The sequence below is a fragment of the Pseudoalteromonas aurantia genome, from assembly GCF_005886875.1.
GTDB classification, from domain to species: Bacteria; Pseudomonadota; Gammaproteobacteria; order Enterobacterales; family Alteromonadaceae; genus Pseudoalteromonas; species Pseudoalteromonas aurantia_A.
This window is the reverse complement of the sequence record NZ_PNBY01000028.1, coordinates 93,631-119,302: the sequence shown is the minus strand read 5'-3', so window position 1 is coordinate 119,302 and position 25,672 is coordinate 93,631. Positions and strand designations below refer to the sequence as shown.

Annotated in this window: 26 protein-coding genes; 14 read left to right on the top strand and 12 right to left on the bottom strand. The window is 41.4% G+C overall.

Annotated elements, in window-relative coordinates; genetic code table 11:
- Positions 1-17: 17 nt before the first annotated feature.
- From CWC18_RS06640 to murJ, 8 genes are all read right to left on the bottom strand, one after another.
- Positions 18-686 carry a LytR/AlgR family response regulator transcription factor gene (locus CWC18_RS06640; protein ID WP_138589627.1) on the bottom strand — a complete coding sequence of 223 codons (669 nt, stop codon included), beginning with the start codon at positions 684-686 and terminating at the stop codon, positions 18-20.
- Complete coding sequence (locus CWC18_RS06635; RefSeq protein ID WP_138674959.1) at positions 683-1,705, bottom strand: sensor histidine kinase; 1,023 nt, start codon at positions 1,703-1,705, stop codon at positions 683-685. Before CWC18_RS06635 ends, CWC18_RS06640 begins: the two co-directional genes overlap by 4 nt.
- A gap of 14 nt (positions 1,706-1,719) precedes the next feature.
- Positions 1,720-2,649: a 4-hydroxy-3-methylbut-2-enyl diphosphate reductase gene (gene ispH / locus CWC18_RS06630; protein ID WP_138589625.1), complete on the bottom strand. Its 930-nt coding sequence runs from the start codon at positions 2,647-2,649 to the stop codon at positions 1,720-1,722.
- Positions 2,649-3,089 (bottom strand): FKBP-type peptidyl-prolyl cis-trans isomerase, encoded by a 441-nt coding sequence (fkpB, locus tag CWC18_RS06625; RefSeq protein ID WP_138589624.1) that lies wholly within the window; start codon positions 3,087-3,089, stop codon positions 2,649-2,651. The genes ispH and fkpB overlap by 1 nt, the downstream gene beginning before the upstream one ends.
- The gene (gene lspA, locus CWC18_RS06620) at positions 3,086-3,586 is read right to left on the bottom strand and encodes a signal peptidase II (RefSeq protein ID WP_138589623.1); all 501 of its coding nucleotides are present in this window, start codon (positions 3,584-3,586) and stop codon (positions 3,086-3,088) included. Before lspA ends, fkpB begins: the two co-directional genes overlap by 4 nt.
- A gap of 9 nt (positions 3,587-3,595) precedes the next feature.
- Complete coding sequence (gene ileS, locus CWC18_RS06615; protein WP_138589622.1) at positions 3,596-6,421, bottom strand: isoleucine--tRNA ligase; 2,826 nt, start codon at positions 6,419-6,421, stop codon at positions 3,596-3,598.
- Between the two features lie 21 nt (positions 6,422-6,442).
- Entirely contained in the window at positions 6,443-7,369 is a 927-nt protein-coding gene (gene ribF / locus CWC18_RS06610) for a bifunctional riboflavin kinase/FAD synthetase (protein WP_138674958.1), read from the bottom strand.
- 79 nt (positions 7,370-7,448) lie between these two features.
- Positions 7,449-9,017, bottom strand: a complete 1,569-nt coding sequence (gene murJ / locus CWC18_RS06605; protein ID WP_283235293.1) for a murein biosynthesis integral membrane protein MurJ — start codon at positions 9,015-9,017, stop codon at positions 7,449-7,451.
- Positions 9,018-9,382: 365 nt separating this feature from the next.
- Here murJ and rpsT point away from each other — a divergent pair, with 365 nt between their 5' ends.
- Positions 9,383-9,643: a 30S ribosomal protein S20 gene (gene rpsT, locus CWC18_RS06600; RefSeq protein WP_010362279.1), complete on the top strand. Its 261-nt coding sequence runs from the start codon at positions 9,383-9,385 to the stop codon at positions 9,641-9,643.
- 60 nt (positions 9,644-9,703) lie between these two features.
- Here rpsT and CWC18_RS06595 read toward each other — a convergent pair whose 3' ends face one another.
- Complete coding sequence (locus tag CWC18_RS06595) at positions 9,704-10,087, bottom strand: response regulator (protein ID WP_010362280.1); 384 nt, start codon at positions 10,085-10,087, stop codon at positions 9,704-9,706.
- Positions 10,088-10,180: 93 nt separating this feature from the next.
- Here CWC18_RS06595 and CWC18_RS06590 point away from each other — a divergent pair, with 93 nt between their 5' ends.
- From CWC18_RS06590 to smrA, 3 genes are all read left to right on the top strand, one after another.
- Positions 10,181-10,618: a hypothetical protein gene (locus CWC18_RS06590; protein ID WP_138674957.1), complete on the top strand. Its 438-nt coding sequence runs from the start codon at positions 10,181-10,183 to the stop codon at positions 10,616-10,618.
- 100 nt (positions 10,619-10,718) lie between these two features.
- On the top strand, positions 10,719-10,961 hold the full coding sequence (locus CWC18_RS21415; protein ID WP_138674956.1) for a hypothetical protein: 243 nt from the start codon (positions 10,719-10,721) through the stop codon (positions 10,959-10,961).
- A 58-nt stretch (positions 10,962-11,019) separates the two neighbouring features.
- Positions 11,020-11,601 carry a DNA endonuclease SmrA gene (gene smrA, locus CWC18_RS06580; protein WP_138589619.1) on the top strand — a complete coding sequence of 194 codons (582 nt, stop codon included), beginning with the start codon at positions 11,020-11,022 and terminating at the stop codon, positions 11,599-11,601.
- A gap of 216 nt (positions 11,602-11,817) precedes the next feature.
- Here smrA and CWC18_RS06575 read toward each other — a convergent pair whose 3' ends face one another.
- Positions 11,818-12,738 (bottom strand): 2-hydroxyacid dehydrogenase, encoded by a 921-nt coding sequence (locus CWC18_RS06575; protein WP_138674955.1) that lies wholly within the window; start codon positions 12,736-12,738, stop codon positions 11,818-11,820.
- A 163-nt stretch (positions 12,739-12,901) separates the two neighbouring features.
- Here CWC18_RS06575 and CWC18_RS06570 point away from each other — a divergent pair, with 163 nt between their 5' ends.
- From CWC18_RS06570 to CWC18_RS06535, 8 genes are all read left to right on the top strand, one after another.
- Positions 12,902-14,611 carry a GNAT family N-acyltransferase gene (locus CWC18_RS06570; RefSeq protein WP_138589672.1) on the top strand — a complete coding sequence of 570 codons (1,710 nt, stop codon included), beginning with the start codon at positions 12,902-12,904 and terminating at the stop codon, positions 14,609-14,611.
- A 205-nt stretch (positions 14,612-14,816) separates the two neighbouring features.
- The gene (locus CWC18_RS06565; protein ID WP_138589617.1) at positions 14,817-15,302 is read left to right on the top strand and encodes a TlpA family protein disulfide reductase; all 486 of its coding nucleotides are present in this window, start codon (positions 14,817-14,819) and stop codon (positions 15,300-15,302) included.
- A gap of 117 nt (positions 15,303-15,419) precedes the next feature.
- The gene (locus CWC18_RS06560) at positions 15,420-17,498 is read left to right on the top strand and encodes a TonB-dependent receptor plug domain-containing protein (protein WP_138674954.1); all 2,079 of its coding nucleotides are present in this window, start codon (positions 15,420-15,422) and stop codon (positions 17,496-17,498) included.
- 152 nt (positions 17,499-17,650) lie between these two features.
- A complete protein-coding gene (locus tag CWC18_RS06555; RefSeq protein WP_138674953.1) occupies positions 17,651-17,914 on the top strand; it encodes a GrxA family glutaredoxin in 264 nt (87 codons plus the stop codon).
- Between the two features lie 186 nt (positions 17,915-18,100).
- A complete protein-coding gene (locus CWC18_RS06550) occupies positions 18,101-19,930 on the top strand; it encodes a DEAD/DEAH box helicase (RefSeq protein ID WP_138589614.1) in 1,830 nt (609 codons plus the stop codon).
- A gap of 155 nt (positions 19,931-20,085) precedes the next feature.
- Complete coding sequence (locus tag CWC18_RS06545) at positions 20,086-21,288, top strand: iron-containing alcohol dehydrogenase (protein ID WP_138674952.1); 1,203 nt, start codon at positions 20,086-20,088, stop codon at positions 21,286-21,288.
- A gap of 134 nt (positions 21,289-21,422) precedes the next feature.
- Entirely contained in the window at positions 21,423-21,878 is a 456-nt protein-coding gene (locus tag CWC18_RS06540) for a HugZ family protein (protein ID WP_138674951.1), read from the top strand.
- Positions 21,879-21,924: 46 nt separating this feature from the next.
- Entirely contained in the window at positions 21,925-22,431 is a 507-nt protein-coding gene (locus CWC18_RS06535; RefSeq protein WP_249348091.1) for an AAA family ATPase, read from the top strand.
- 730 nt (positions 22,432-23,161) lie between these two features.
- Here the strand turns inward: CWC18_RS06535 and CWC18_RS06530 are convergent.
- Positions 23,162-23,812, bottom strand: a complete 651-nt coding sequence (locus CWC18_RS06530) for a GNAT family N-acetyltransferase (protein ID WP_138674950.1) — start codon at positions 23,810-23,812, stop codon at positions 23,162-23,164.
- A gap of 217 nt (positions 23,813-24,029) precedes the next feature.
- Between CWC18_RS06530 and CWC18_RS06525 the strand changes: the two genes are divergently transcribed.
- Positions 24,030-24,293 (top strand): hypothetical protein, encoded by a 264-nt coding sequence (locus CWC18_RS06525; RefSeq protein WP_138589609.1) that lies wholly within the window; start codon positions 24,030-24,032, stop codon positions 24,291-24,293.
- 4 nt (positions 24,294-24,297) lie between these two features.
- Positions 24,298-25,071, top strand: a complete 774-nt coding sequence (locus CWC18_RS06520) for a Zn-ribbon-containing protein (protein WP_119862359.1) — start codon at positions 24,298-24,300, stop codon at positions 25,069-25,071.
- A gap of 6 nt (positions 25,072-25,077) precedes the next feature.
- Here the strand turns inward: CWC18_RS06520 and syd are convergent, their stop codons facing one another.
- Complete coding sequence (syd, locus tag CWC18_RS06515; RefSeq protein ID WP_138674949.1) at positions 25,078-25,656, bottom strand: SecY-interacting protein; 579 nt, start codon at positions 25,654-25,656, stop codon at positions 25,078-25,080.
- Between the last annotated feature and the right edge of the window lie 16 nt (positions 25,657-25,672).

Below are 25,672 nucleotides of genomic sequence, written 5' to 3'. Positions count from 1 at the left end.
AGTGGGTAAAATCCACGTTAAATCAGGGTTTTTACTTCTTTGACAGCCCTCCGGCTAACGGGTAACTGCTCTGGAAATCCTTTAATCTTTACCACAGCCCCTCCAGTGGCTTGATGGGCAATAGAGTCAATAGCATCGCGTTTAACTAAAGTATGCCTGTGTATTTGAATAAAATCTTGTGGGTAATGTGCTAACAAGTACTTTAAGCTATGATCCACCATAGCTTCGCCTCCTTCAAACCAGATATGAGTATATTTATCATCTGCTTGGGCAACTAATACCTCTGAAATGTTTACTGAACGCGTCTCACCCGCCAATTGGTATTGTAATTTTGGCGTATATAACCGAGACATCACTGCAGTTAGCTGCTCTATTTGTACTGGTTTCACTAAGTAGCCCGCAGCAAAAACGTGAAACGCCTCCAATGCAAATTCAGCATGCGCTGTCACAAAGACAACTTTAACCTCTGGATGTGAAGTACTTAAAAGTGTTGCAACCTCTATGCCATTCATCCCTGGCATATCAATATCGAGCAGTATGATAGTTGGCTTACACTTATCCACTAAATCTAACACTTGTGTCCCATGCTCAGCAGCCCCCACAAACTCAAAGCCGCCCAGCTTTTCCATCAATCGATTAATTCTTTGACGTGCTAGAGGCTCATCATCCGCAACTAAGTACTTCATTTTTTGACCTCATAAGGCAATATCAAAGCAACTCGATACTGCTCATTCGTCTGTTGCACATCGAGCCTTGCACTCTCACCATAAAGTAAAGCTAAGCGTTCTCTGATATTTCTCTGTGCGATCCCTTGTCCTTTATGCTTTGAGGCACTTTTTCCAACTGAATTAGTTACTGTGATCGTTACTTGTTCAGTGTTGACGTGCACCTCAATTGTTATAATACCGCCAGTGATATGGCCTTCAACACCATAGTTTACAGCGTTCTCAACCAAAGGTTGAATGGTTAACACAGGAACTTGTATATCTGGCAATCCCACAGGTAATAACCAGTTTACCTGCATTTTACTGGCAAACCGCCACGTCTCAAGCTCTATGTATTTTTGAGATAACAGTACTTCCTCTGTTAGAGAAACAAACTTGTTTGGGTGTAATGCATAACGAGATAAATTCGCAAGCGTTAGTACAGCCTGCTCTGCGGCATCAGAGTCTTGTTGTGTCAACTCTGCGATTGTATTTAAACTATTGTAAAGAAAGTGAGGCCGAATTCGAGCGTGTAATGCATCCAGCTCTAACCTAGAAAGGGTTGCAATCGTCGTCACTTTATCGCGAAAAATAGCCATAAAATGTAAAAATAACAACGTAACAAATAAACATATTGCATTGTTTTTTGCGATAAATGGCCAATCTAAAAAGTGCGTATTTGCAACTTCAAATAATGACACCCCCAAACTCATAACTAACGTAACAACTTGGAAAGCAGTGACAATAAAAAAATATTCAACGAGTCCAGAGCGCGTGCTGATATACTGGCGTAACAGCGACAAAATAGTAAAGCCAATCGCACTTACACAATGAACAAATAAACTAATGATCCCTAAACGAACCCAGATGGATTCATAACTCATAGGAGAAAACGCGAGGAGTAATGCAAGGATTTGAGAGGCGACTAACATCGCTAGCACACCTCGTTCAGTGACTATCGCAGGAAGCAGTCCATTAGCTAAATCAGGTGATTTAAACATGGCTGCATTCTTTGCTAGCGAAGTTCGATGGGCACAGCAAACACGACATTTTCTTCTTCACCTGGGTTCTCAATGATAGTTTCCCCCCCAAGTTCTTTCAAACGCGTAATAACCTGCTGCACTAACACTTCAGGTGCTGATGCCCCCGCAGTGACACCCACACTGCTAATGTTATCAAACCAACTTTCGCTCATGCTGCTGGCATCATCAATCAAGTATGACGTCGTGCCCATTTTATCTGCAAGTTCACGTAAGCGATTTGAGTTCGAGCTATTTTTTGCGCCAACAACCAGTAACACGTCAACTTTGTCAGCTAAGTCTCGTACTGCATCTTGACGATTTTGAGTTGCGTAACAAATATCATCTTTACGCGGGCCATGTATTTCAGGAAACTTACTTCTGAGCGCATCAATCACATCAGCGGTGTCATCCACAGACAACGTCGTTTGACTACAATAAAATACATTACTCGGATCTTTTATCTCTAATACGCTGACATCTTCTGGCGTCTCTACAAGATAAATTCCACCATCATCATTGGCATACTGCCCCATAGTCCCCTCAACTTCTGGGTGACCGTGATGACCTATCAAGATACACTCTGTGCCCTTACGACTCGCTCGTGTTACTTCCATATGAACTTTAGTCACTAACGGACACGTGGCGTCAAAGACCTTAAGCTCTCGTCGTTTTGCTTCTTGACGCACTTGCTGAGAAACACCATGTGCGCTAAAAATAACAATGCTATCGTCGGGCACCTGATGTAACTCTTCAACAAATACCGCACCACGTGCCTTAAGGCCATTCACAACATATTTGTTATGCACCACTTCGTGACGAACATATATCGGGCTTTCAAAAATATCTAGCGCACGCTCCACGATGCTTATTGCACGATCTACCCCCGCACAAAAGCCCCTTGGGTTGGCTAATAAGATATCCATTAATTACTCACCTCGAGAATATCCACTTCGAATGTGACCTTTTGGCCCGCCAAAGGGTGATTAAAATCAACCGTGACAGAATCTCCTGCAACTTCACGCACAAGCCCTGGTAAATCAGTACCATCAGGTTGTGTAAACGCAATAATACTACCCACTTCAGCGGGTGTATTGGCACCAAATTTACTGCGATCAACATAGTAGATATTATCAGGGTTAGGTTGTCCAAACGCATCTTCTGGTTCCAACTCGAATGACTTGCTGTCACCAACAACCAAACCTAATAAACACTTTTCAAAGTTTTCCGTTAAGCTGCCATCACCCATAAATAACTTTGCAGGCTTATTATGAACTTTAGTCGAATCTGCTGCTGAGCCATCTTCAAGCCTTATTGAAAAGTGAAAAAGCACCTCTGATTGAGAACCTATAACTTGTTCGCTCACGATTTTTTCTCCTGAGAAGAGTCACCTTTAAATGCATCAAATAATAATAGACCTGCACCACCAACAATCGCCATGTCTGCAATATTAAATGCAGGGTAATGCCAGTTTTGATAGTAAAAGTGCAAAAAGTCAATTACATAGCCATGTACTAACCGGTCTACTAAATTACCAATAGCACCAGCTAAAACAAGCGAATACGCACCACATAAAACCCAGTTATTAGCGGGCAATTTACGTAACCAATATAATAACAAGGCACTGATTGCAACGGCTATACTACTTAAAAACCAGCGCTGCCATCCACCCGCCTCACTTAAAAAACTAAATGCCGCACCATAATTATGCATATAGGTAAAATTAAAAAATGGCAGTAGCTCAATTGACTCATAAAGCTTCATACTATCCATTACGGCTGCTTTGGTAACATAGTCTACTGCAAATAGCAGTAGACTTAGCCATAACCAAACTAAACCACTTTTCTGAGTTGAGTCGGTCACATTATACTCCTACGCAAATTGACGCTGTTCACCGTCACCTTCGACATTGGTAATACAACGGCCACAAATATCAGTATGTGTCTCATGACTACCAACATCATCACAATAGTGCCAACAACGCTCACACTTTTTAGCATCGGTTGCTGCAACGGTAATAAACAGTCCCTCTATTTCAGAGGAAATAGCATCTTCTGGCTTGTTATTTAAAGATTCAATTGTCACTTTCGATGTTAACAATACAAAACGCAGCTCATCGCCTACCTTCTGTAAAGCCTCGGCTAAATCACCATTGGTATAAAGAGTCACTTCTGCCTGTAACGTAGCACCAATAACCTCTTCTTTACGTGCATTCTCTAGTACACGGTTCACTTCATCACGAACAGCAAGTAAACCCTGCCAGTATTCATTATTAAGCTGTCCTTCAGTAACACCGTTCAGACCTTCATACCATACATCAGTAAATACAAACTCACCGCGCTCACCTGGCAATGCTTGCCAAATTTCTTGTGCTGTAAAGCTCATGATAGGTGCCATCCAACGCGTCATTGCTTCTGCAATATGATAAAGCGCAGATTGACATGAACGACGTGCATGACTATCACTCTTCGCTGTGTACTGACGATCTTTAATCACGTCTAGATAGAATGAACCAAGCTCACCGGTACAGAAGTTCATTAGCTTCTGAGTCACTACCAACATTTGGTAGTTATCATACGCTTCCAAAATTTCTGTTTGCAATTGCGCGGCTCGAGATACAATCCAACGGTCTAATTCAACCATTTCTTCTACAGCAACTAAGTCTGTCGCCGGATTAAACCCACTTAAGTTGGACAATAAATAACGGCTCGTGTTGCGAATTCGACGATAACGGTCAGCAGAACGTTTAAATATTTCATCTGATACCGTCATTTCAGCCGTGTAATCAGTTGAAGCAACCCATAAACGTAAAATATCTGCGCCAAGCTTGTTCATAATGTTCTGTGGAGAAATAACATTACCTAAAGACTTTGACATCTTACGGCCGTTTTCATCAACAGTGAAACCATGAGTCAGCACTTGTTTATAAGGTGCATGACCATTAATGGCAACCGAAGTCATCATTGACGACATGAACCAACCTCTGTGCTGATCTGAACCTTCAAGATATAGGTCTGCTGGACCTGTAAGCTCTTCTCGTGCATCCACTACACACGCATGTGATACACCAGAATCAAACCACACATCTAAAGTGTCTTGCACTTTCATGTATTGCTCAGCGTCGTCACCTAATAGCGTTGCCGGATCTAAGTCATACCAGGCTTGAATACCTTTGCCTTCAACTAAAACAGCAACCTGCTCAATAAATTCTTCCGTCTTTGGATGTAGCGCACCAGTGTCTTTATCTACAAATAGTGCGATTGGCACTCCCCAAGTACGTTGACGAGAGATACACCAGTCAGGACGTCCTTCAACCATGTTTGCAATACGGTTTTCGCCCCACTCAGGTAGCCATTGCGTCTTGGCGATTTCATTTAAAGAGTCTTGACGTAAGTTAGCCTGATCCATACTCACAAACCACTGCGGTGTTGCTCTAAAAATGATCGGCGTTTTATGGCGCCAGCAATGTGGATAGCTGTGTTGCAACGCATGGTGATGCATTAATGCGCCTTTTTCACTCAGCACTTCAATCACACTCGCATTAGCCTTAAACACATGTTGACCGCCAAATAATGGCGTATCAGGGAAATAAACACCATTTGCGCCAACTGGGTTTGCCACTTCTAACCCATAAGCCAAACCGGCGCTGAAATCCTCTTGACCATGACCTGGTGCTGTATGTACAACCCCAGTACCGGAGTCAGTAGTAACATGTTCAGCAACAATCACCGGTACATCAAAATCATAAAATGGATGCGCAACTCGAAGGTGCTCAAGGGCTTGGCCTTTTACATATCCTAATACGTGAAAGTGGTTAAAGCCAAAACGATCCATTGCATCTTTGACCAGCTCAGAACCTAAGATTAAACGTTGTACTTTACCTTCATCTTCCACTTGCACAAGTGCATATTCCAATGCTTCATGTACAGCAACCGCACGGTTTGCCGGTAACGTCCATGGCGTCGTAGTCCAAATCACAGTACCTACACAGCCTTCACCTTCATGACCTTCGGCCAAATCAAACGCAGCAACTACCGCAGCTTGGTCTACAAAGTCGAACTTTACGTCAATTGCTGGAGATTGTTTATCTTGATATTCCACTTCCGCTTCAGCCAATGCTGAACCACAGTCAGTACACCAATGCACAGGCTTTGCACCTTTATGCAAATGCCCACTTTTGATGATACGACCTAACACACGAATTGCGTTCGCTTCAAAATCAAAGTTCATCGTCAAATAAGGTTTGTCCCAGTCACCAAACACACCTAAGCGTTTAAAGTCTGCTTTTTGACCTTCAACTTGCTTTTGCGCATAAGCACGGCATTTCTCACGGAACTCGGCAGCCGTTACTTTCTTACCAGGCTTGCCCACTTTTTTCTCAACCTGTAGCTCGATCGGCAGACCATGACAGTCCCATCCAGGTACATACGGCGCATCAAAATCAGATAGTGTTTTCGACTTAATAATAATATCTTTAAGGATCTTATTTACCGAGTGACCTAAGTGAATATCACCATTCGCGTACGGAGGGCCATCATGCAAAATAAATGGCTTCTTACCTTTTTTCGCGCTACGGATCTGACCGTACAAGTCTTGTTCGTACCAAGTTTTCAACATTTTTGGTTCGCGTTGCGCTAAGTTACCACGCATTGGAAACTCAGTTTCCGGTAAATTCAGAGTGTGTTTGTAGTCGCTCATTTATCCTAGTTTCCGTATCGGCTACTTAAAATTAAAACATTGCTTAGCATCAGCAACATCTGTTGCTATTTGTGCTGTTAACTGCAGCAATGTATCGAATTTTTGTTCATCGCGGAGCTTTTTAACCAGCTCCACTTGCATAAAATGTCCGTAAACATCTTGGTTAAAATCAAATAGGTGTACCTCTAACAAGGCCTTGGTACCATTTAGCGTTGGTTTAGTACCAACGTTAGCCACACCTTTGTACTGCTTGCCATTTAAATTGACCCGAACAGCAAAAACCCCTTGAACGGGGATCACTTGGCGCTTTAACGCAATATTCGCAGTGCGAAAACCAAGCTCTCGGCCTTTTTTCCAGCCATGGATAACTCGACCGGCAATGGTATATGTGTGACCTAGCATTCGATGCGCGGTATCTAAATCACCTTTTGCTAGCGCAGCCCTTATCAAAGTACTACTTACTCGACAGTCATCGCGGCGCAAACTTGCCGTGCTTTTCACATGCATAGAGACGGATTCGCCGATCTCTTTCAGCATATTAAAGTCACCTCGACGTGCATGACCAAATTTAAAGTCATCACCGACTGTTAAGGCTTTCACCCCAAGCTTTTCAGCTAATATGTGCTCAACAAAGTATTCTGCGCTTTGCTGAGCAAATTGTTGCGTAAAACTCACGCAAATCACCCGGTCAATATCGAGCTTTGCTAATAACGCTAACTTGTCTCTTAACCGAGTTAACCTTGCCGGTGCTTTATCCTTGGCAAAAAACTCTTGCGGCTGACGCTCAAATAACATGACTGTGCTAGGCAAATTATAGCGCTTAGAATCTTGTACAAGGCCTTTTAAAACCTCGACATGTCCCAAGTGCACACCATCAAAGTTACCTATCGTTAACACACAACCAAAATGATGGGGTCGAATGTTATGGATGCCTCTGATCAGCTGCATTACGTCATCGCCTTAATTGCGTTAATCTTCAAAGTGCCCGATTATACCCAAGTTGCTTAAAAATGCGAACACCTGCATCTCACAGTCTCACATCTTTAATTGTCTTTACTCTCACCCCAAGTACAAACACAATAAAAAAATAGAGTGCCATGGCTAACACTAATAAAGTACCAAGCAAGCCAACCTGTTCAATAAACACCCAAGAGTGCCAATTAAATTGCCCACTGACATACCACACACTAAGCCCCATTACGATGGAGGCGACAATACATTTCAAAGCAAACCAGTACGTAAATGAGGACACAGTAAACACACTGCGTTTTCTTAGGTGGTAATATAACAGATATGCATTACAGCTGGCCGAAAGTGATGTGGCCAATGCTAAACCTAAATATCCTATGAAAGGCGCTAGCGCAATATTAAACACCATGTTTAATATCAAGGTAACAATACCAATTTTGACGGGTGTCTTCGTATCTTGACGAGCATAAAACCCTGGTGCAAGTACTTTGATCAACATAAAGCTAACGAGCCCTACAGAATAAGCAACCACCCCAAGACTCACCGCTTTAACATGGTCAACCTCTCCCGTAGAGAATGCGCCGTGATCAAACAACACAGTAATAATTAATGGACTTATAACCATAAGCCCAGCCATAGCAGGGAAACCCAAAAAGAGCACAAAGCGCACTCCCCAATCTAATGTCACTTGAAAATCTTCGGCAGCGTTATTAGCATGCAATTTGGATAAGGTAGGTAAAATAACCGTCGCAATCCCAATGCCAAATAACCCGAGAGGAAACTCTATCAAACGATCAGAATAATAAAGCCAAGCGATTGACCCTGTGACCAACAGTGACGCGATTACAGTGTCTAGCAACAGATTTATTTGGCTGATAGACACACCAAACATCGCAGGAAGCATCAATTTTCGTACTTTGGTTACTTCTGGAGAGTGCCATGCAAAAGTTGGTTTTTGCAACATGCCAATGCGTAACAAAAACGGGACTTGAAATAAAAGCTGTGCTACCCCCCCAACAAATACGCCTATTGCTAATGCATATGCGCCATTCTCAAAATTGTTATGCATTAAGATAGCACAGCTGATTATTGCAATGTTAAGGAGTACCGGTGTAAACGCGGCAGCAGCAAATTTATTGTATACATTCAGTATCGCCCCACTGAGCGCGACTAAACTGACAAAAAATAAGTAAGGAAAAGTAAATTTTAATAGTGTACTGGCCAACTCAAATTTCTCTGCATTTTCTCCACCTTGCCACCACTCAATAAACCAACCAGTGCCAAATAATGCGGCAATAACAGGTGAGCCAACGACCCCAAGTAATGTTACACACAACAAAATAGTGCCCAGTGTCCCTGCAGCTTGACCTACAAAAATTCGTACTTTGTCATCACCATGCTGTTCTTTAATCTCAGACAATACCGGAACGAACGCTTGCGCAAATGCACCTTCAGCAAATAATCGACGTAAAAAGTTTGGGATCCGATTAGCAAATAAAAAAACATCTGCTGCTAGGCCTGCACCTAATAAATTTGCAACCACGGCGTCTCTTACCAAACCCATCACTCTTGAAATCATCGTCATGGCGCTCACTATCATGCCTGATTTAAATAACCCCTTCGCCACTGTATGCTCCAAAAATAAAAAACACGTAAATTATGCCATAGTCTTTTGCTTATGTTGACATTATCAGTATGAGCTTTGCCTGAATTAGAAAAATATCTATATCTAACACTAGGTGTAAGAATTAAGATTTGATACACTACGAGCATTAATCACTGGATGCGAGAAACTCACACCGTATTTTTGTGGTTCATGTACCTGTTAAAATTGATCGCCAAACGCATTAAGCCAAGGTTTTCGTCACCACAGGTTACAATTACGAAGAGACAAAGGTCTTGGTAGTCAATATATGTTGACTTTTGCCAATAAAACAGGCATATTCCTCGGCCTTTAAATTAAGCTTATTTTAAGATTGTTAGGAGCAAACCTTGGCTAACATCAAGTCTGCAAAAAAACGCGCTATCACTAGCGAAAAACGCCGTCAACACAACGCAAGCCGTCGTTCAATGATGCGTACTTACTTCAAAAAAGTATTAGTTGCTATTGAAGCTGGTAACAAAGAAGCTGCAACTGAAGCTTTCGCTGCCGCTACACCAATTCTAGACCGTTACGCAGCTAAAGGTCTAATTCACAAAAATAAAGCAGCTCGTCATAAGAGCCGTTTGAATGCTAAAATCAAAGCTCTATAATTTTTGATTTTATTGTGAATTAAAAAAACCGACGAAAGTCGGTTTTTTTGTCTCTGTTATTCAGGTTAATTCAAGTTCAGGGTAAAACTTCTTAAGCATTGCAGCTATTTTCTTAGGAGAAAAAGGCTTAACCACAAATCCTTTAGCACCTCGCTCTATCGCATCTTTGACGTTATCTACTGTTGAGTGCGCCGATACCATAACCACATTAATATCCGCATTAATTTGATTGAGTTGTGCAATTATCTCTTTACCATCCCCATCAGGTAACTCAATATCTAAAAATACAATATCAAAATGCTGCTCTTCACACGCTTTAATACATTGGGTTGCTGTTGATGCTTCCCTTACATGATCAATGCCCAAATGCATGAGTGTTTGGTGCAAAAAGCTGCGAACAGTTCCTACATCATCGACGATTAAAATTGAGATTTGCTGTTCCATTATCCTTTCCCGTATGCTGCCAAACTAAAATAAGCTATTATAAACATAATAGATCTATTATAGAGTCCTGCAACCAAAAGGCCATACACAGGAATGTCAAAGCAAGCAAAAAAACAGTCTTTACTGGGGCAAGCGCAAGGTAAACGCCCTAACCGCCGTCCTACTCAGAAGAGAACGAACCCAACGGCCAACAACACAGTCACACATAGCACACCTGTTGTTGAAGAAAAAAGCCGTAGTAAAGCTAAATGGCTAATAATGGGTATCTTGGTAATTTTTATTATCGCCTTCCCAAAACCAAAGTTACTCACCTATGAAAAGCTTGGCTTAGTAGCGCAAAGCATATACTGGCCAGGTCTGCCTGGTGTTGACCCAGTTCTACTTGACTCAACCCTTTACCCACAGCCAGCGTTAGAGCGAAATACCTTATATCTTTGTGGAGACCGAGTGGACCCAAAAACCTGCCAAAAGTACCAAATCATCGAACAAAAGGGGATTTTCTCTGTGATTTATAAATACATTTTGAATTAAAAAAACTAATCTGAAATATGTAAAAATACTCGTTTGATACTCGGTTAAAGGATCACCATAATGGCGCTCCTTTAATCAACCATGGAAAACCAAACAGACCATGCATTACGAGTTCGACTGGCTCTTAAATACCGTATTGTTAATACTGGGCTTCGGTGCCTTTTTTATCAATCACTTAACCCTTTTACGCGTTGCCGCAGTGGCAGCATGTAGCCTTTTGTTTCTTTCGTTTAGTCTGGACTTGGTTAATACCAGTGTGGTTTCTAATTTAAGCCTCATATTAATTAATACATTTTATCTATTTAAAGTGTATACATTTGGACAATTAAATCTAAGTCAGTAGTCAAGCCAATTGAACTACGCTAAAATCATAGCCATACACAGCAGTTAAAGGGTTTCGTATGGCTATGACTGATGAAGAACTATTTTTAGCATCTATGGGCGATGTAGTTCCTTTGGCAAAAAGTAACCAAGCTGAACTTGCTCAAATAAAAGTAGAACCCACCATTGCTCAGCTCGAAAAACGTAAAGCTGCAGAGCAAGCACTCTCATTAGACGTTAATTTCTTATCGACAGAGTACGTCGACTTACTCAACCCACACGATGTCCTTGCATTTAAAAAGCCCGGTGTACAAGAAGGCGTGTATAAAAAGCTGCGGCTGGGAAAATACCAAATAGATGCAACGATAGATCTACACGGTCGACGCTTTCATAACGCTCGCAACGCTTTATTTGAATTCATTGTTGATTGTCACAGCAGTAACGTACGGGCACTGTTACTGCGCCACGGCATCGGTTTAAACAGTAAACCCGTACCCGCTATATTGAAAAGCTATATTAATAAGTGGCTTCAAGAAATACCGGAAGTGCTCTGTTTTCATTCAGCACTGCGTTGCCACGGCGGCAACGGCTCAACGTATGTTTTGTTAAAGAAAAACGATGAACAAAAAACACAAACAAAAGAGATTTACGCAAAACGTTAGACGAATAATACCTCGCGTTTTGCCAAAATGCGTATTACGTTGCTTGTGTAAACATCGCAGAAATACCTAAAAGCACGACCGATAAGACGACCAGTGATAATTTAGCTCCGCTTTGTTTACTTTTCATCGTTAACGCCTTCTTATTATTATAATTATTTATGCCTTCTACCCTACTGAATGTATTCAAATGTCTCAAGGTGTTTTTTTATACAGTATTTAATACCCGATGGCTTTGTCGATTTGATTTTTCAATGACTGCTTTGAAAAGTGTGCATTAATATTAAAGACGATTTGATCACATACTGTCGCCAAGTCTGTAATTGCGGCACAATGAGGTGTTATGGTGATCAGTGGGTGGTGCCAAAAAGGATGCTCAGGCTTAAGCGGTTCTGCGTTAAACACATCTAATGTTGCGCCAGCAAGCTGATGGTTATCAAGTGCCCAAAGTAAGTCATCATCCACTAAGTGCTGTCCACGCGCCACATTTATTAAAACACTGTCATTGGGTAATTGTTCAAATACAACCCGATTTAATATTCCTGAGGTATGCGTTGTCAACGGAAGAAGACACACTAAATAGTCTAAATTCTCGAGAAATTGATGAATAGCGTTTTGTCCATAGTAACAATTTATACCGTCAACTTCCTTATGTGTTCTTGACCAACCACTCACAATAAAGTTGTTATTACGTAAAGAACTCGCAGCAGCCAACCCCAATTCACCCAGCCCTAAAATGCCAACATGATTATATGCCTTCACGCGCCGTGACTTCCATTGTTGTTGATTTTGTTTGCGCGTATATTCCCGTAATCTTAACTTATGCGCTAGGACATGCGTTAATATATATTCAGCCATATCATCGGCCAGTCCAGTATCTACGATACGTGTCACAGCCACATGTTGAGGGAGTTGTTTCAAAGCAATGCCATCAACACCAGCACCAAATGATTGTACAACTTTTAGATTTGGCAATTGAGGCCACAATTCGTCAGGTGCATTCCATGCAATGACAAATTCAACTGCCGCCAAATTTGAGCAATTTGGCCACTGTGATATCTCAACACCAGGCAAAGAGGCACGGAGTTTTTGCTCTAATTTACTATTGTCTCGCCCCGTTATGCATATTAATACTGTCATCGAATGTTCTCTAAAAAAAGTGATGTGCCATTCTAGTCTTATCATTTAACCATTCATAGTAAGTTCGGCATGGTAGCTGTCATATAAATGACAGAACTTTGCAACAGGCTTGTCACAAGATATTCTTACTCTGTGGTCATTGCGTACACCAACAGAGCCAGCCATGATAAGTGTCGATAAAGTCATTGAAGCAAATTTACCACAATTAGAAAACTCCCCAAAAGTAAAAGGCTTAGTAAAAAAAGGATTAGGATATTTACTTCATGAACAAGAGTTTATTGCTTTTGCCGATGCTTACCCACACTTGCAAGGTATTGAATTTGTTGAGCAAGTACTTGACGAGCTAGACTTCGATGCACGCTTCAAACCTAAACAAGTTGAGCATATACCCAGTGAAGGCAGTATTGTTATTGTAGCAAACCATCCTATCGGTTCTTTGGATGCACTGGCACTCATTCGGGTCATTGCAAAAGTTCGGCCCGACTTAAAGGTTGTTGCTAATCGGATGTTGATGTCGGTAACCCCGATGCATTCTTTATTATTACCAGTCGATAATCTTTCAGGCACCAGTCGTCGAAAAGAGTTGGCCAATATCCAGCTGCATTTAAAACAAGAAGGCGCTTTGCTTATTTTCCCCGCTGGCGAAGTGTCACGATTGAGTGCCACTGGGATCAAGGACTGTAAATGGAACTCTGGATTCTTACGCATTGCAAAAAAAGCAAACTGTCCGATTTTGCCTATTTTCATTAAAGCCAAAAACAGTCCATTATTCTATGGTACATCAATGATATACAAGCCTTTGGCCAGTTTACTTTTAGTCAAAGAGATGTTTAAACAACGCCAGAAATCTTTGGAGTTTGAAATTGGTGCAAGTATTCCGCCCGAGTCGTATTTAATCGAGAACTTAAAAGATAAAGAAGTTGTCAGCCTTATTCGTAAACAGCTCTATCGGTTAAACAGCAAAAAATCGCTCCCGTTGAAAACGCAAAGCCCAATTGCAGTGCCCGAATGTAAGAAAGAACTCAAAAAAGCCATTAAAGAATGCGAGTTACTCGGGCAAACCCAAGATGGTATGCAAATATACTTATATAATTATCAGGGGAGCTCTGTCATTTTTAGAGAGCTGGGTCGCCTGCGAGAAATTGCATTTCGTGCTGTTGGCGAGGGCAGTGGAAAAAGGCGCGATATCGACCGCTACGACATGCATTATCAACACCTAGTACTTTGGGATACAGAACAACTGGAACTTGTTGGTGCATATCGGCTTGCTAGTGCCAAGCATGTTATTGAAGAACATGGGCAGCAAGGGTTATATACAGATAGTTTATTTAGTTATAGCGAGCAAATGCAGCCTTACTTTGAACAAGGCCTTGAACTAGGCAGAAGCTTTGTTCAACCTAAATACTGGGGCAGAAAAAGCCTCGACTATTTATGGTATGGCATTGGTGCGTTCGTTAAACGCTACCCTGAACACCGATACCTATTTGGTGCGGTCAGCTTATCTAACTCACTTCCTGATGAAGCCAAAGCCATGTTGGTTTATCACTATCAACATTACTTTGCGCGCCTAACGAACCATGCACAGCCTAATAACGAATATAAATTATCGAATGCGCAACTAACGCATTATCAAAGCTTATTCCACGGTGCAGATGTAAAAGAAGATTTTGCAGAACTCAAACATATTCTGGCGAATATGGGTGCGCAAGTGCCAACGCTATTCAAACAATACACTGAAATATGTGACCATGACGGGGCAAACTTTCTCAGCTTTAGTATTGATCCTGATTTTAATAACTGTATCGATGGACTCGTCTTAGTTGACTTAGAAAAGCTGAAGCCACAAAAAGCAAAGCGTTATTTGGGTGAGTAAGTAAACGCCAATCCAGTACGAATACCATCATAGGATCAAGTTACCCTGATCCTATGATGGTATTTAGTCATAATTTATAAACGCCCTTACCCTAATAGCGGTGTAGCATTTAGTTAAATTTATACATAAACACAGTGAGAAAATAATTCGATTTACTCGGTCTGTTTGTATTAAGCTGCCCTAAAATTCATAACCCATGTACCTTATGTTTAAATACATCATACAAATTGGTTTATTACTTTTGACCATTACCGCTATCTCTGCGACCCAAGAGCTTGGCATGCTTGCAGATAATGGTAAACAAACCGCACCATACTTTTCCCTCCCAAGGCTAGATGACGCAGATCAGCGTATCGACTTATCATCATTAAAAGGTCAGCAAACGGTTATCTACTTTTTTGCCCCATGGTGTAGTATCTGTAAATACAGCATGCCTAATTTAGATAAGTTACATAAAAATGGAGACCTCAACGCGGTTGCTATTGCGCTCGACTACGCAACCCCTCAAAGGGTCCGTCAATTTTCACAAGGGTTAAATTTATCTATGCCTGTTTTACTTGGAGATCACATAACGGCGCAAAACTTTAAGGTAAAAGCATACCCAACCTATTACGTGATTGATGAACACCTGAAAGTTGTAGAGCGCTCTATCGGCTATTCAAGTGAATTAGGTATAAAAATACGACTGTAAGAAACTGTAGCTCAACCCTACAGTTTCTTACCCAAAGCTAAAACACTTATACACTCTACTTGGTTACACTGTTGCTGAAATTCATCGTTGATTCATATACAGCACAGGGACCAGAACATGGAAAAAATTACGCACGCAAAGCGCTCTTTCGTTTTATCACCCATTATGATGTGCATGGTATTTTCAAGTATTGCACACGCGCAGCAAGCTCAAATAGAGCATATAGAAGTACTTTACAAACGGAGCAGCGTCACCAGTGAAATTACCGAAAATACCGAAAAACTCGTTGCCATGCCTGGCGCAATGGGCGATCCACTGCGAGCAGTTTACTCTTTACCTGGCGTTGTAGCAGCGGGTGGTTCAATGGCAGAGCCCGCCGTACGAGGCTCTTCACCCAGTGATAATATTTTTGAAGTAGATTTTATGCCTGCAGGTTATATCTTTCATGATTTTGGCAGCTCTATTTTCAATCGCCACATTATTCAAGACTTTCAACTTTACTCAGCAGGCTATGGCGCAGGGTATAGTAATGCAACTGGCGCGGTATTCGATGTCACACTGCGTAACCCAAAATATCAACCTATTACCACCACCCTTGATTTCACCATGTTTAACGCAGGTATATTTGTCGAAGGACAAGCAACTGAGCATACTGCTTTTTACTTTTCGGCGCGTAAAAGTACACTGCCACTCTTTTTTTCCGAAGGAGAAGAGCTTGAAGGTGATGATGGCGAACCTTCTGGCGTGATAATCAACGAAGCGCCCGATGACCATGATTATCAGGGTAAATGGTTATGGGATATCAATCACAATAATACCCTGACATTTAATTTTACGGGTGCAGAAGATTCTGCTGCTGCAGGGTTTAATGAACGGGCAGAACTCGCCCAGAAAACCCCTGAATTTCAAGGTGACGCCGTTTATATCAGGGAGTTCAATAGCCAAAATGTATTATGGGACCACTATAACAAACGTTTTCATTTAAGAATGGCAGTTGGTGCACTAAAGCACTCAGGTAAGCTTGAGTATGGCAAACGCGCAAGTTTGAGTAATGGTTTTTTCGAAGAAGAATCTGAGACACAATACACATACAAAGCACAACTGAATTATCGTATTAATAAGCAACACCGCATGATCACTGATATGGCGTATTATGATAATGAAACATCTTATAACTACGATACGTTTCAATATGTATGTACCGAGTTTGACCCTGATTGTGACATCAAAAAAGGGGCGCGGATCACGGGAAAACAAAAATTTAATGTCAATACTGGGTTTATTGGGTTGACGCACGTCTGGCAAATCAATGAGCAATTGCAAAGCGAATTGGGTGGCCAGTGGCAGCATAACAAGTACACCGACGAGAGCTTTGTAACGCCGCGCATCGCGCTGAATTACTACCTTAGCGACCAAAGTACCATTTCAGCTAAATTTGGTCGTTATAACAGAATGCAAAACATCAACCATATTGCACCAGATGTAGGCAACCCCAATTTAGAATCGCAAACATCTGATCACATTACGCTCGGCTTTAGTCAAGAACTTGCTGATGAGTGGTCATGGTCTATTGAAGGGTATCATAAGACCATGGATAACCTACCACTGGCCATTGATACCAATGCATCTGATGTACATCTATTATATAGTAACCAAGTTGAAGGGGAAGCGTACGGTATTGACTTACTCATCAATAAAAATAAGACGGACAAGTGGTATGGCTGGGTGTCATTAAGCTATGCAAAAAGTGAACGAACTAATACCCGCGACCATGTAACCAAAGACTATTATGCAGATACACCCATAGTGTTTAATGCCGTATTTCAATATGAAATAAATGAACTTTGGGAAGGTGGCTTTAATTTTACCGCGCGCAGTGGGCAAGCCTACACACCGATTGTCGGTGTACGTGAAAACCCTGATTTCGACAATCGCTTTTTGCCCGTCTATGGCGATTCATTTTCTAAAAGGCATGATTTATATCATCGCTTAGATATCCGCTTTGAACGCAAGACTCAATTATTTGGTTTAGATGGAAAATTAATTCTTGAGCTGATGAATGCTTATGGACAAAAGAACGTCAGCAGTATTGATTTGGATTACGATAAAGTTAAATCCGTCAATGATCTGTACATCGAAGAAGAAGAGGATGACTTTGAGTTGCGCCCGTCTATTGGTTTCAGTGTCACCTTCTAACTCACTTTGAGAAAATATAGGCCATAGCTACTGTGGCCTATATCTGGGCATTTAAAAAACCGATTACCCCTATCGTTTTAACCCGCTTTTCAATCTATCAAAAAGCACTAAACTTAAGCCTATTCCAAAGAAACTTAAAGAGAGTAGAATTAATGTTTACAGTAATATTCGGCCGTGAAGGCTGCCCATTTTGTGTACGTGCTAAAGAAGTCGCAGAAAAATTAAAAACTGATCGTGATGATTTCAACTATCGTTATGTCGACATTATCAAAGAAAATGTGTCAAAGGCCGACCTAGAGAAGTCTGCAGGTAAACCTTGTCCAACTGTGCCTCAAATATTTATTGACCAAGACCATATTGGTGGATTTACCGAATTCGAAGCCTATGCAAAAGCAGAATTAGGGCTATATAGCTAAAATAAGGTAAAATTGTGTGAAACCAGTAAATGCGCGTATTCGTAAACGGTATGTTAAATACCGAAAAAACCACTGATTAAAAAACATACAACATCAAGTACATATAAATTAGTTCTAATTTATACAAGCATTTGCTAGTCTTTTCCTATACAATGCGCGCCTCTTTAAAATCGTTGAGGCGCATTAATGTCAGAACCAGTCACGTTTAAATCTTTAGATCTTTCTCCTGCAATTTTAAAAGCAGTCGAAGAGCAAGGATATAAGACACCATCTGAGATCCAAGCTCAATGTATACCGTTATTGCTAGAAAGAAAGGACGTACTGGGACTAGCGCAGACGGGTACAGGTAAAACTGCAGCATTTGCATTACCACTATTAAATAATATTGACCCGGCTACGAAGCAGCCACAAATATTGGTGTTAACACCAACACGCGAACTTGCCATTCAGGTGGCAGAGGCGTTTGAACAATATGCTAAATTTACCAAAGGTGTCGAAGTATTAGCACTCTATGGTGGCCAAAGCTATGGTATTCAACTAAGTGCTCTACGTCGTGGTGCACAGATTATCGTTGCTACGCCAGGTCGATTAATTGACCATATTAACCGTAAAACAATCAACTTATCTGATCTTAAAGCATTAGTATTAGATGAAGCTGATGAAATGTTACGCATGGGCTTTATCGATGATGTAGAAAACATCATGGAAAAAACGCCTGAAAATAAACAAACTTGTTTGTTCTCAGCAACAATGCCTAAGCAAATACAATCTATCTGTTCTAAGTACTTAGACAATGCTGAGCAAGTTCATATCTCAGCTCGCAACTCGACAGTATCATCTGTTGAACAGGTTTTTTGGCGTGCAAGTGTACACAAAAACAAAGCGATTGTTCGCTTTTTAGAAGCCGAACAGTATGAAGGTGCAATTGTTTTCGTTCGTACTCGTAACGATACAGTTCAACTTGCTGAGCTACTTGAGCAACAAGGTTTTTCTGCTGCACCACTTAATGGTGACATGAACCAACAAGCGCGTGAGCGTACTGTTGAGCGCCTTAAGAGTGGCTTACTAGACATCGTTATTGCAACAGACGTTGCAGCACGTGGTCTAGATGTAGATCGCTTAAGCTTAGTTATCAACTACGATATTCCACAAGACAGTGAAGCTTATGTTCACCGTATTGGTCGTACTGGTCGTGCTGGTCGTACTGGTAAAGCTATCTTATTTGTGAAACATAATGAACGTTACTTACTACGTAATATTATGAGACACACAAAGTCAGAAATTACTGAAGTTGAATTACCAAGTGCACAAGTCGTTGAAGAAAAGCGTATCGCTGCACTTCAAACGAAGCTCACTAATGCCCTTGAACACAAAGACATTAACTTCTTTAACGAAGTGGCGGCAGGTCTTGCTGAAAAGCTTGAGCTCTCTCAAGAACAGTTAGCGGGTGCTATGCTATGTTTAGCACAACAGCAAACGCCACTTAAAGTTGAAGATATTAAGATTCAACAGCGTGAACGTCGTGATCGCGATGACCGTCGTGACAACAACCGTCGTGGTGAGCGTAATGACCGTCAAGGTCGTGGTCGTGAGCGTAATGGTGAACGTCGTGAGCGTCCTGAGCGCGAACGTGGCCCACGTAACAGCAGTCAAGGCCCTATGGATACATACCGTATCGAAGTAGGCCGTGACCATGGTGTTCAAGTTAAAAACATCGTAGGCGCAATCGCAAACGAAGCTGATATTTCAAGCAAGTTCATTGGTGATATTCGCCTATTTAACGAGCACAGTACAGTACAGTTACCTCAGAACATGCCAAGTGATGTACTAAGTCACTTCAACAACGTTGTGATCTGTAAGCGTCCTATGAAGCTGACTAAAAGCACACATAACGCTGACCAAGCAGGTTCAGAGCGTCGAAATGACCGTAGTGACCGTAAACGCTCAAGTGGTGACAAACGCGCTCCACGTCGCGATGGCGAAAACAAAGAACGTCGCTCAGTAAGCTTTAGCTAAGCTAGCCATTCATAGCAAAAAGCCGCTTTTATAAAGCGGCTTTTTGTTTTTCTACACTCTTCTATACTCATTTCATAAACTCATTTTTACAGCCAAGTACGCTCCATGATGTCGTGTGCTACAGTTAGTGCATCTATCTACCGCACTGGGTTGCCATGTTTTTTCTATACCGTCTCTATCATTTCATCTTAAAATGTATTGTTATCTTTATCGGTATTCCCAATCCACAACTACATAAAAACAAAAGTGGACTGACTAACGCTATAAAAGCATTACAGCTGACGGAGCAAAGTTATGTTTTACTGATCACTGACCGTACATTGCAGGAACTGGGCATACCCACATCTATCATATCAGAGGTGCAGCGCCAAAAATTAAATGTGATGATATTCAACCAAGTATTGCCTAACCCAACGATCGAAAATGTACAACAGGGCTTTGCGCTATATAAAAAGTACCAATGCCAAGCAATCATCAGTGTTGGGGGCGGCTCAGTTATTGACTGTGCCAAATTAATCGGTGCAAAAGCAGTCAGACCAAATAAAGCGATCACTGAATTTAAAGGACTTTTCAAAGTACTGAAGCGATTACCCCCAAACATTGCCATCCCGACAACGGCTGGCACTGGCTCAGAAACCACCGTTGCTGCTGTGGTGAATTGCCCAAATACGCATTTGAAGTATGCAGCAACTGACTTTGTGTTGGTCCCACATCACGCCGTATTACTGCCAGAACTCACCACCAGCTTACCACCTCACATTACTGCGACAACAGCAATTGATGCACTGACACATGCGATAGAAGCACTATTGAGTATTAATTGCATGACGTTCAGCCAAAATCGCGCGTTAGAAGCTTGTGCGCTTATTTTTGACAACCTACCAACGGCTTACTCAGAAGCAACGCACAGTTATGCCCGTTCACAACTGCTTAGCGCTGCTTTTTACGCGGGGCAAGCATTCACACGCACTTCCGTTGGCTATATACACGCCATATCCCATCAACTTAGTGCTAACTACAACACCCCTCATGGCCTCGCTAACGCAATATTATTAATGCCCGTCTTGCGGTGGTATGGTGAGCGAATACAAAGCCGTATGGCACTGATAGCCAGGCACTGCCAACTAACTTCCCGTATTCACCCAATTGAGCGTCAGGCAGATGACGCACTCAATGCCATAGAGCAACTGTTAATACAGTGCAAAATTCCCAATTCCTTTACTGAAATAAAAGCTGAAGATATTCAAAATCTCGCACGTGCAGCTCTCAATGAAGCACACCCTGACTACCCAGTCCCCGTGTTTATGAGCCATCATGAATGTGAAAATATCATCAAATCCGTTTCAACAGTCAATTAAGGTATGGATCACCTATAAATAAACGATTTTAGGTAATATACAGAACGGCTTTATGAGAAAAACACAGCTATACTGACAGCAGACACATTATTTTTATGATAACGTGTCTGTACTATTAACGAACGACGAACATCATGCGTGATCAAGCGCTTATTGAAGCAAAAAACCAATTAATTTCTAGTTCTGTAGCCGTATTATCTACACACTCTCAAACCCTAGCAGGTTACCCTTTCGGATCGACGGTACAGTTTGTTTGTAACGATGATAATAACGTCTACCTGTATATTAGTGATATCGCTCAACATGCCAAAAACCTCGCCGCCAATAACGCCCTGTCTCTGACCGTTTTCAATCAAACCAGTGATGATGATCCGCAAACAGCCAGGCTCACCTTAGTTGGCGATGCAACCAAACTCCCCAAAATACAGAGTGCGCCATATTTAAACGCGTTTGTTGAGAAGTATCCGTCTGCACAAGAATACATGACCTTAAACGACTTTAACATTTGGCGCATTTCCATCGTAAGAATTCGATTTATTGCGGGGTTTGGTAAAATTTTTTGGTTAGAAAAGAACGAATGGTACACATAAACACAACCAACACAGTTTGACTCAACTGCTGATTGAGGAGGCATATTTGTTATATATATTTTCCGGTTTACCTGCGACAGGTAAAAGTACCTTAGCCAAGTTTTTAGTAAAACACTTAAATGCTGTTTACTTACGTATTGATAGTATTGAACAAACTATGCGTAATACGGGTATTACAGATATATATGACCATGGTTACCAAGTTGCTTTTCAATTGGCGAAAGATAATTTAGCGTTAGGCCAGCATGTTGTCGCAGACTCGACTAACCCAGTCATAGAATCACGCGTGCAATGGTGGCACGTTGCAAAGAAAAGTGGCATTCCATATATTGATATTGAGATTGTCTGTACCGATACCGAGCAACACCGTCACCGAGTAGAATCAAGGAAAACTGATATTCCTAATTTGATGCTGCCAAACTGGGAAAGCGTATCACAACGCGAATACACAAAATGGAGTAGCGAAAGAGTCATTATCGACACAGCAAACATCACAATTTTAGAAGCTCAAAAAAAGCTACTAGAAAGTATTGAGCCTATCAAAAAAAACTAATGGCAATTGTGTGCTCGGCGAGCTTGTACAGTAGGTTCTATAAACTAGCGTAAATTATAGATAGTGACATTTTTACAGAAAAAAACTAAGGCGCAACCAGTGTGCGCCCTAATCTGACTACATCCATGCTCGGTATCCTATACCTTGCGTGAAGCCATCCTATTCATCATCCCCTGAACGGGTATACATCCATAAAGACCCGATCATCATCCCTGCCTTCATCCTTTTACACGTCCTGTGTTCCCTTCACCTACCTGGCTATCCACTTCCCGCTATTCCGTCGAGTGTTCCTGCACATCCTGCGCATTCTTTACTATCCTTATTGCATATTTCCTATATGCACTGCCACCTTGGCGTCCACTTTGCCTATTCCCTTTGGCACTCCTAAACACACCCTGTGTTTTATCCCGTGTCCTTGTTATAGCTCCGCTATCAGCTTACATCCTGTAAGTTCCTACTGCTTCAATCCTTGTTCCCTTTGCTCCATGCAATTGTTACAACCCTCGTAAACATATCCTTTGAGTAGCTTCGAGCCACTTTGCCTTCCTGACATAATGAATTTTACTCTGATGACGCCCTATTTAAAGGGAGAAAAAGTAATAAATTTAAGGAAATAATATTGTAAAAATACACAATTATATAATAAACAGAAACTTATAATGATAATCATTGCTAATAACTACACTATAAAAATACCTTAACTTACATCCATGTGAGATAATACTTACAGCTACTCTTCCGTTATGTCCGTGATTTTCTTTTTGAACATTAACTCTCCATTTACTTTATTAAAGCAAAGCATTTTCACTGATTGATATCCATGACTGGCAAAAAATGCTTTTTGCTCTATTTTAGTTACAAAGACAGCCATGCCTGATGCAGCATTATTGGTCACCACTAAATCATCTAAACCTGCCAAAAGGTAATGCCCGAGCCCTTGGCCTTGGATATGTGGATCGACAGCAATAAACGCTAAAAAATAATAATGACCGTACTCCGACAGCGCTAATCGTATTGTGTCTTCTTTCTCTATAAGCTGCTGAGTTTGAAGGTAGCCTGCACTCATCATCAGCCGCAGTCGCCAATGCCAATACCGAGATGCTTGCAAATTACTCTGAGCTTCAAAAACACACGCTGTGGCAACTAAATTACTGCCTTCAAACAGTCCGACAATGGGTTGTTGCCCTTGGCCAAAACTCACCAGTTCTTCACGGATCAAAGCACGTAACTTGGCTTCATAATCTTGTTCTTTTTTAGCCATTAACATAGCACGTAAAATAGGGTCATCATGATACGCTTGATACAGTAAACTTGCCGCAACACGGGTGTCTTCTGGCAATAAATATTTAACGGCTAATTGGTCTTGTTGTAATACTCGCATACTATCCCTTCCATTATTATTATCTGATTGATTGGGGCTATAGAAGCTAACACTGTAATGACTATAGTTTAGCGAATGTTTTTTATACAAACCTAAGGAGTTTCTATTATGAAAAACGATAGCTCACTTTATAAAAAATAACATTGTGTAAAGCCAGTGATATGGTGCTGCTTGAAAGCATGATATAATCGCCACTTTATTCGGCGGAGAATACACAATGCATAACGCTGTGCTCAAAGCAATTGCTTCTTTATGTCAGGAAGGTAAAACACCAACCGTGGCACTGACCAAAGCGAGGCTGTCTGAACCGGTTGCCATGCCACATATTATTGCCGGGATCACCGCCTATAAAAACAACCCAAAATGTATTCACGAGATACAAACATCGGTGCAAAGCGAACACCCCACCGAACGCGAAAGTCAACTCGATCGCATTGAAAGTAAGCTTGATTTACTCCTATCCATTTTGCAAAAGAATTGAGTATATGTTTGTTGTTGATTTAACTTTTGACTGTTACCAAGACACAACGCTAGATACGGCAGAACAAGCCATCAATAGATTGGTAAATGCGCTACGTTTTAACGGCCAAATTATTGGCGATGAGTTCCCTACAGTGCTAAAAGATGGCTACTTTATTACCCGTGTTATGTGTCCATTGGAAGACTCTCTACACCCTTTGCATCACAGCCCTTTTGTGAAACATGCAATAGAACAGCTACAGCAAGGAGGCTTACTGGCACCCAAGGTAAAAGTGATTGGGCAAGATATCCATGCTAATGGTGCTGATGCATGTCAAGATCCTTCGAGTTATATTCTATACACAACCTATGTTCACACTTGTAGTCCGCTATATTGCGGTGATGATTTTTTACCTGTGCCACTTTATAGCATACCAGCAATCGCCAATGGTGATTACAAAGCCCTAATAAAGTGGCAAGAAGACTGGCAAGCATGCGACCAAATTCAAATCAATGGTGCCACACGGTGTGAATTCCCAGCGCTCCACGAAATATCAAGCCCTGACAGTGACTTGTTTCGTCGCGGGATGGACTTAACTAAACGCATTAAGCATTTAACCAAGAAAAATGTGTATTATTACCTATATCGAGTGGGCGGAGAAAGCCTAGAAGCTGAGCGTAACCGAAAGTGTCCGTCATGTAACGGAGAATGGGCATTGCCAGAACCTTGGTTTGGGCTTTTTGACTTTCGTTGTGAGCAATGCCTATTGGTATCTAATATGTCTTGGGATTTTCAATAAAATGGCTTAATAACTTAACCCTTCTAATAATTCCTCAATTGAAGAGGCTAAAACATGGTGAGGCTCTTTGCCTACGTATTCAAGGCATACCTCACCAGAACTGAGCTTCACCGTAATTAACAAGTCATCTTGCTCTGTTAGCCCAATAAATACTGTATCAGCTTGTTTTAGCTTGCGCTTCATTAAAACATGGCCCGTGATATTCTGTTGCAACCTTTCATAATCTTCGTGATTCCATGGCTGTAACAGTTCAATTTGATGGCCATCAAATTGAGCGACAATATTACCTGCGAAAAACTGGCTATAAAACAAATTCAGTTGCTCAGGAAATTGGCACTCTAATGCATGTGCTAAAGCATCTAAGTTATCAGCTTGCTCAAAAGGCTGGGCTTGCCACTGAATTTGACCATCGGCCATCGGCTCACCGACTTCACATACACTAGGCCATTCTTTATCGTAATACATACAAGGCAAGGTACCATGTTTACTTTGATACGCTTGTGCGTGACTTTTATGTACTTGCCTTAAAATCTGTTTTATCACCTTACTGCCAACTATTCTATGATCGGTTATAATAGCCATCATTGTAACCACAAATGGT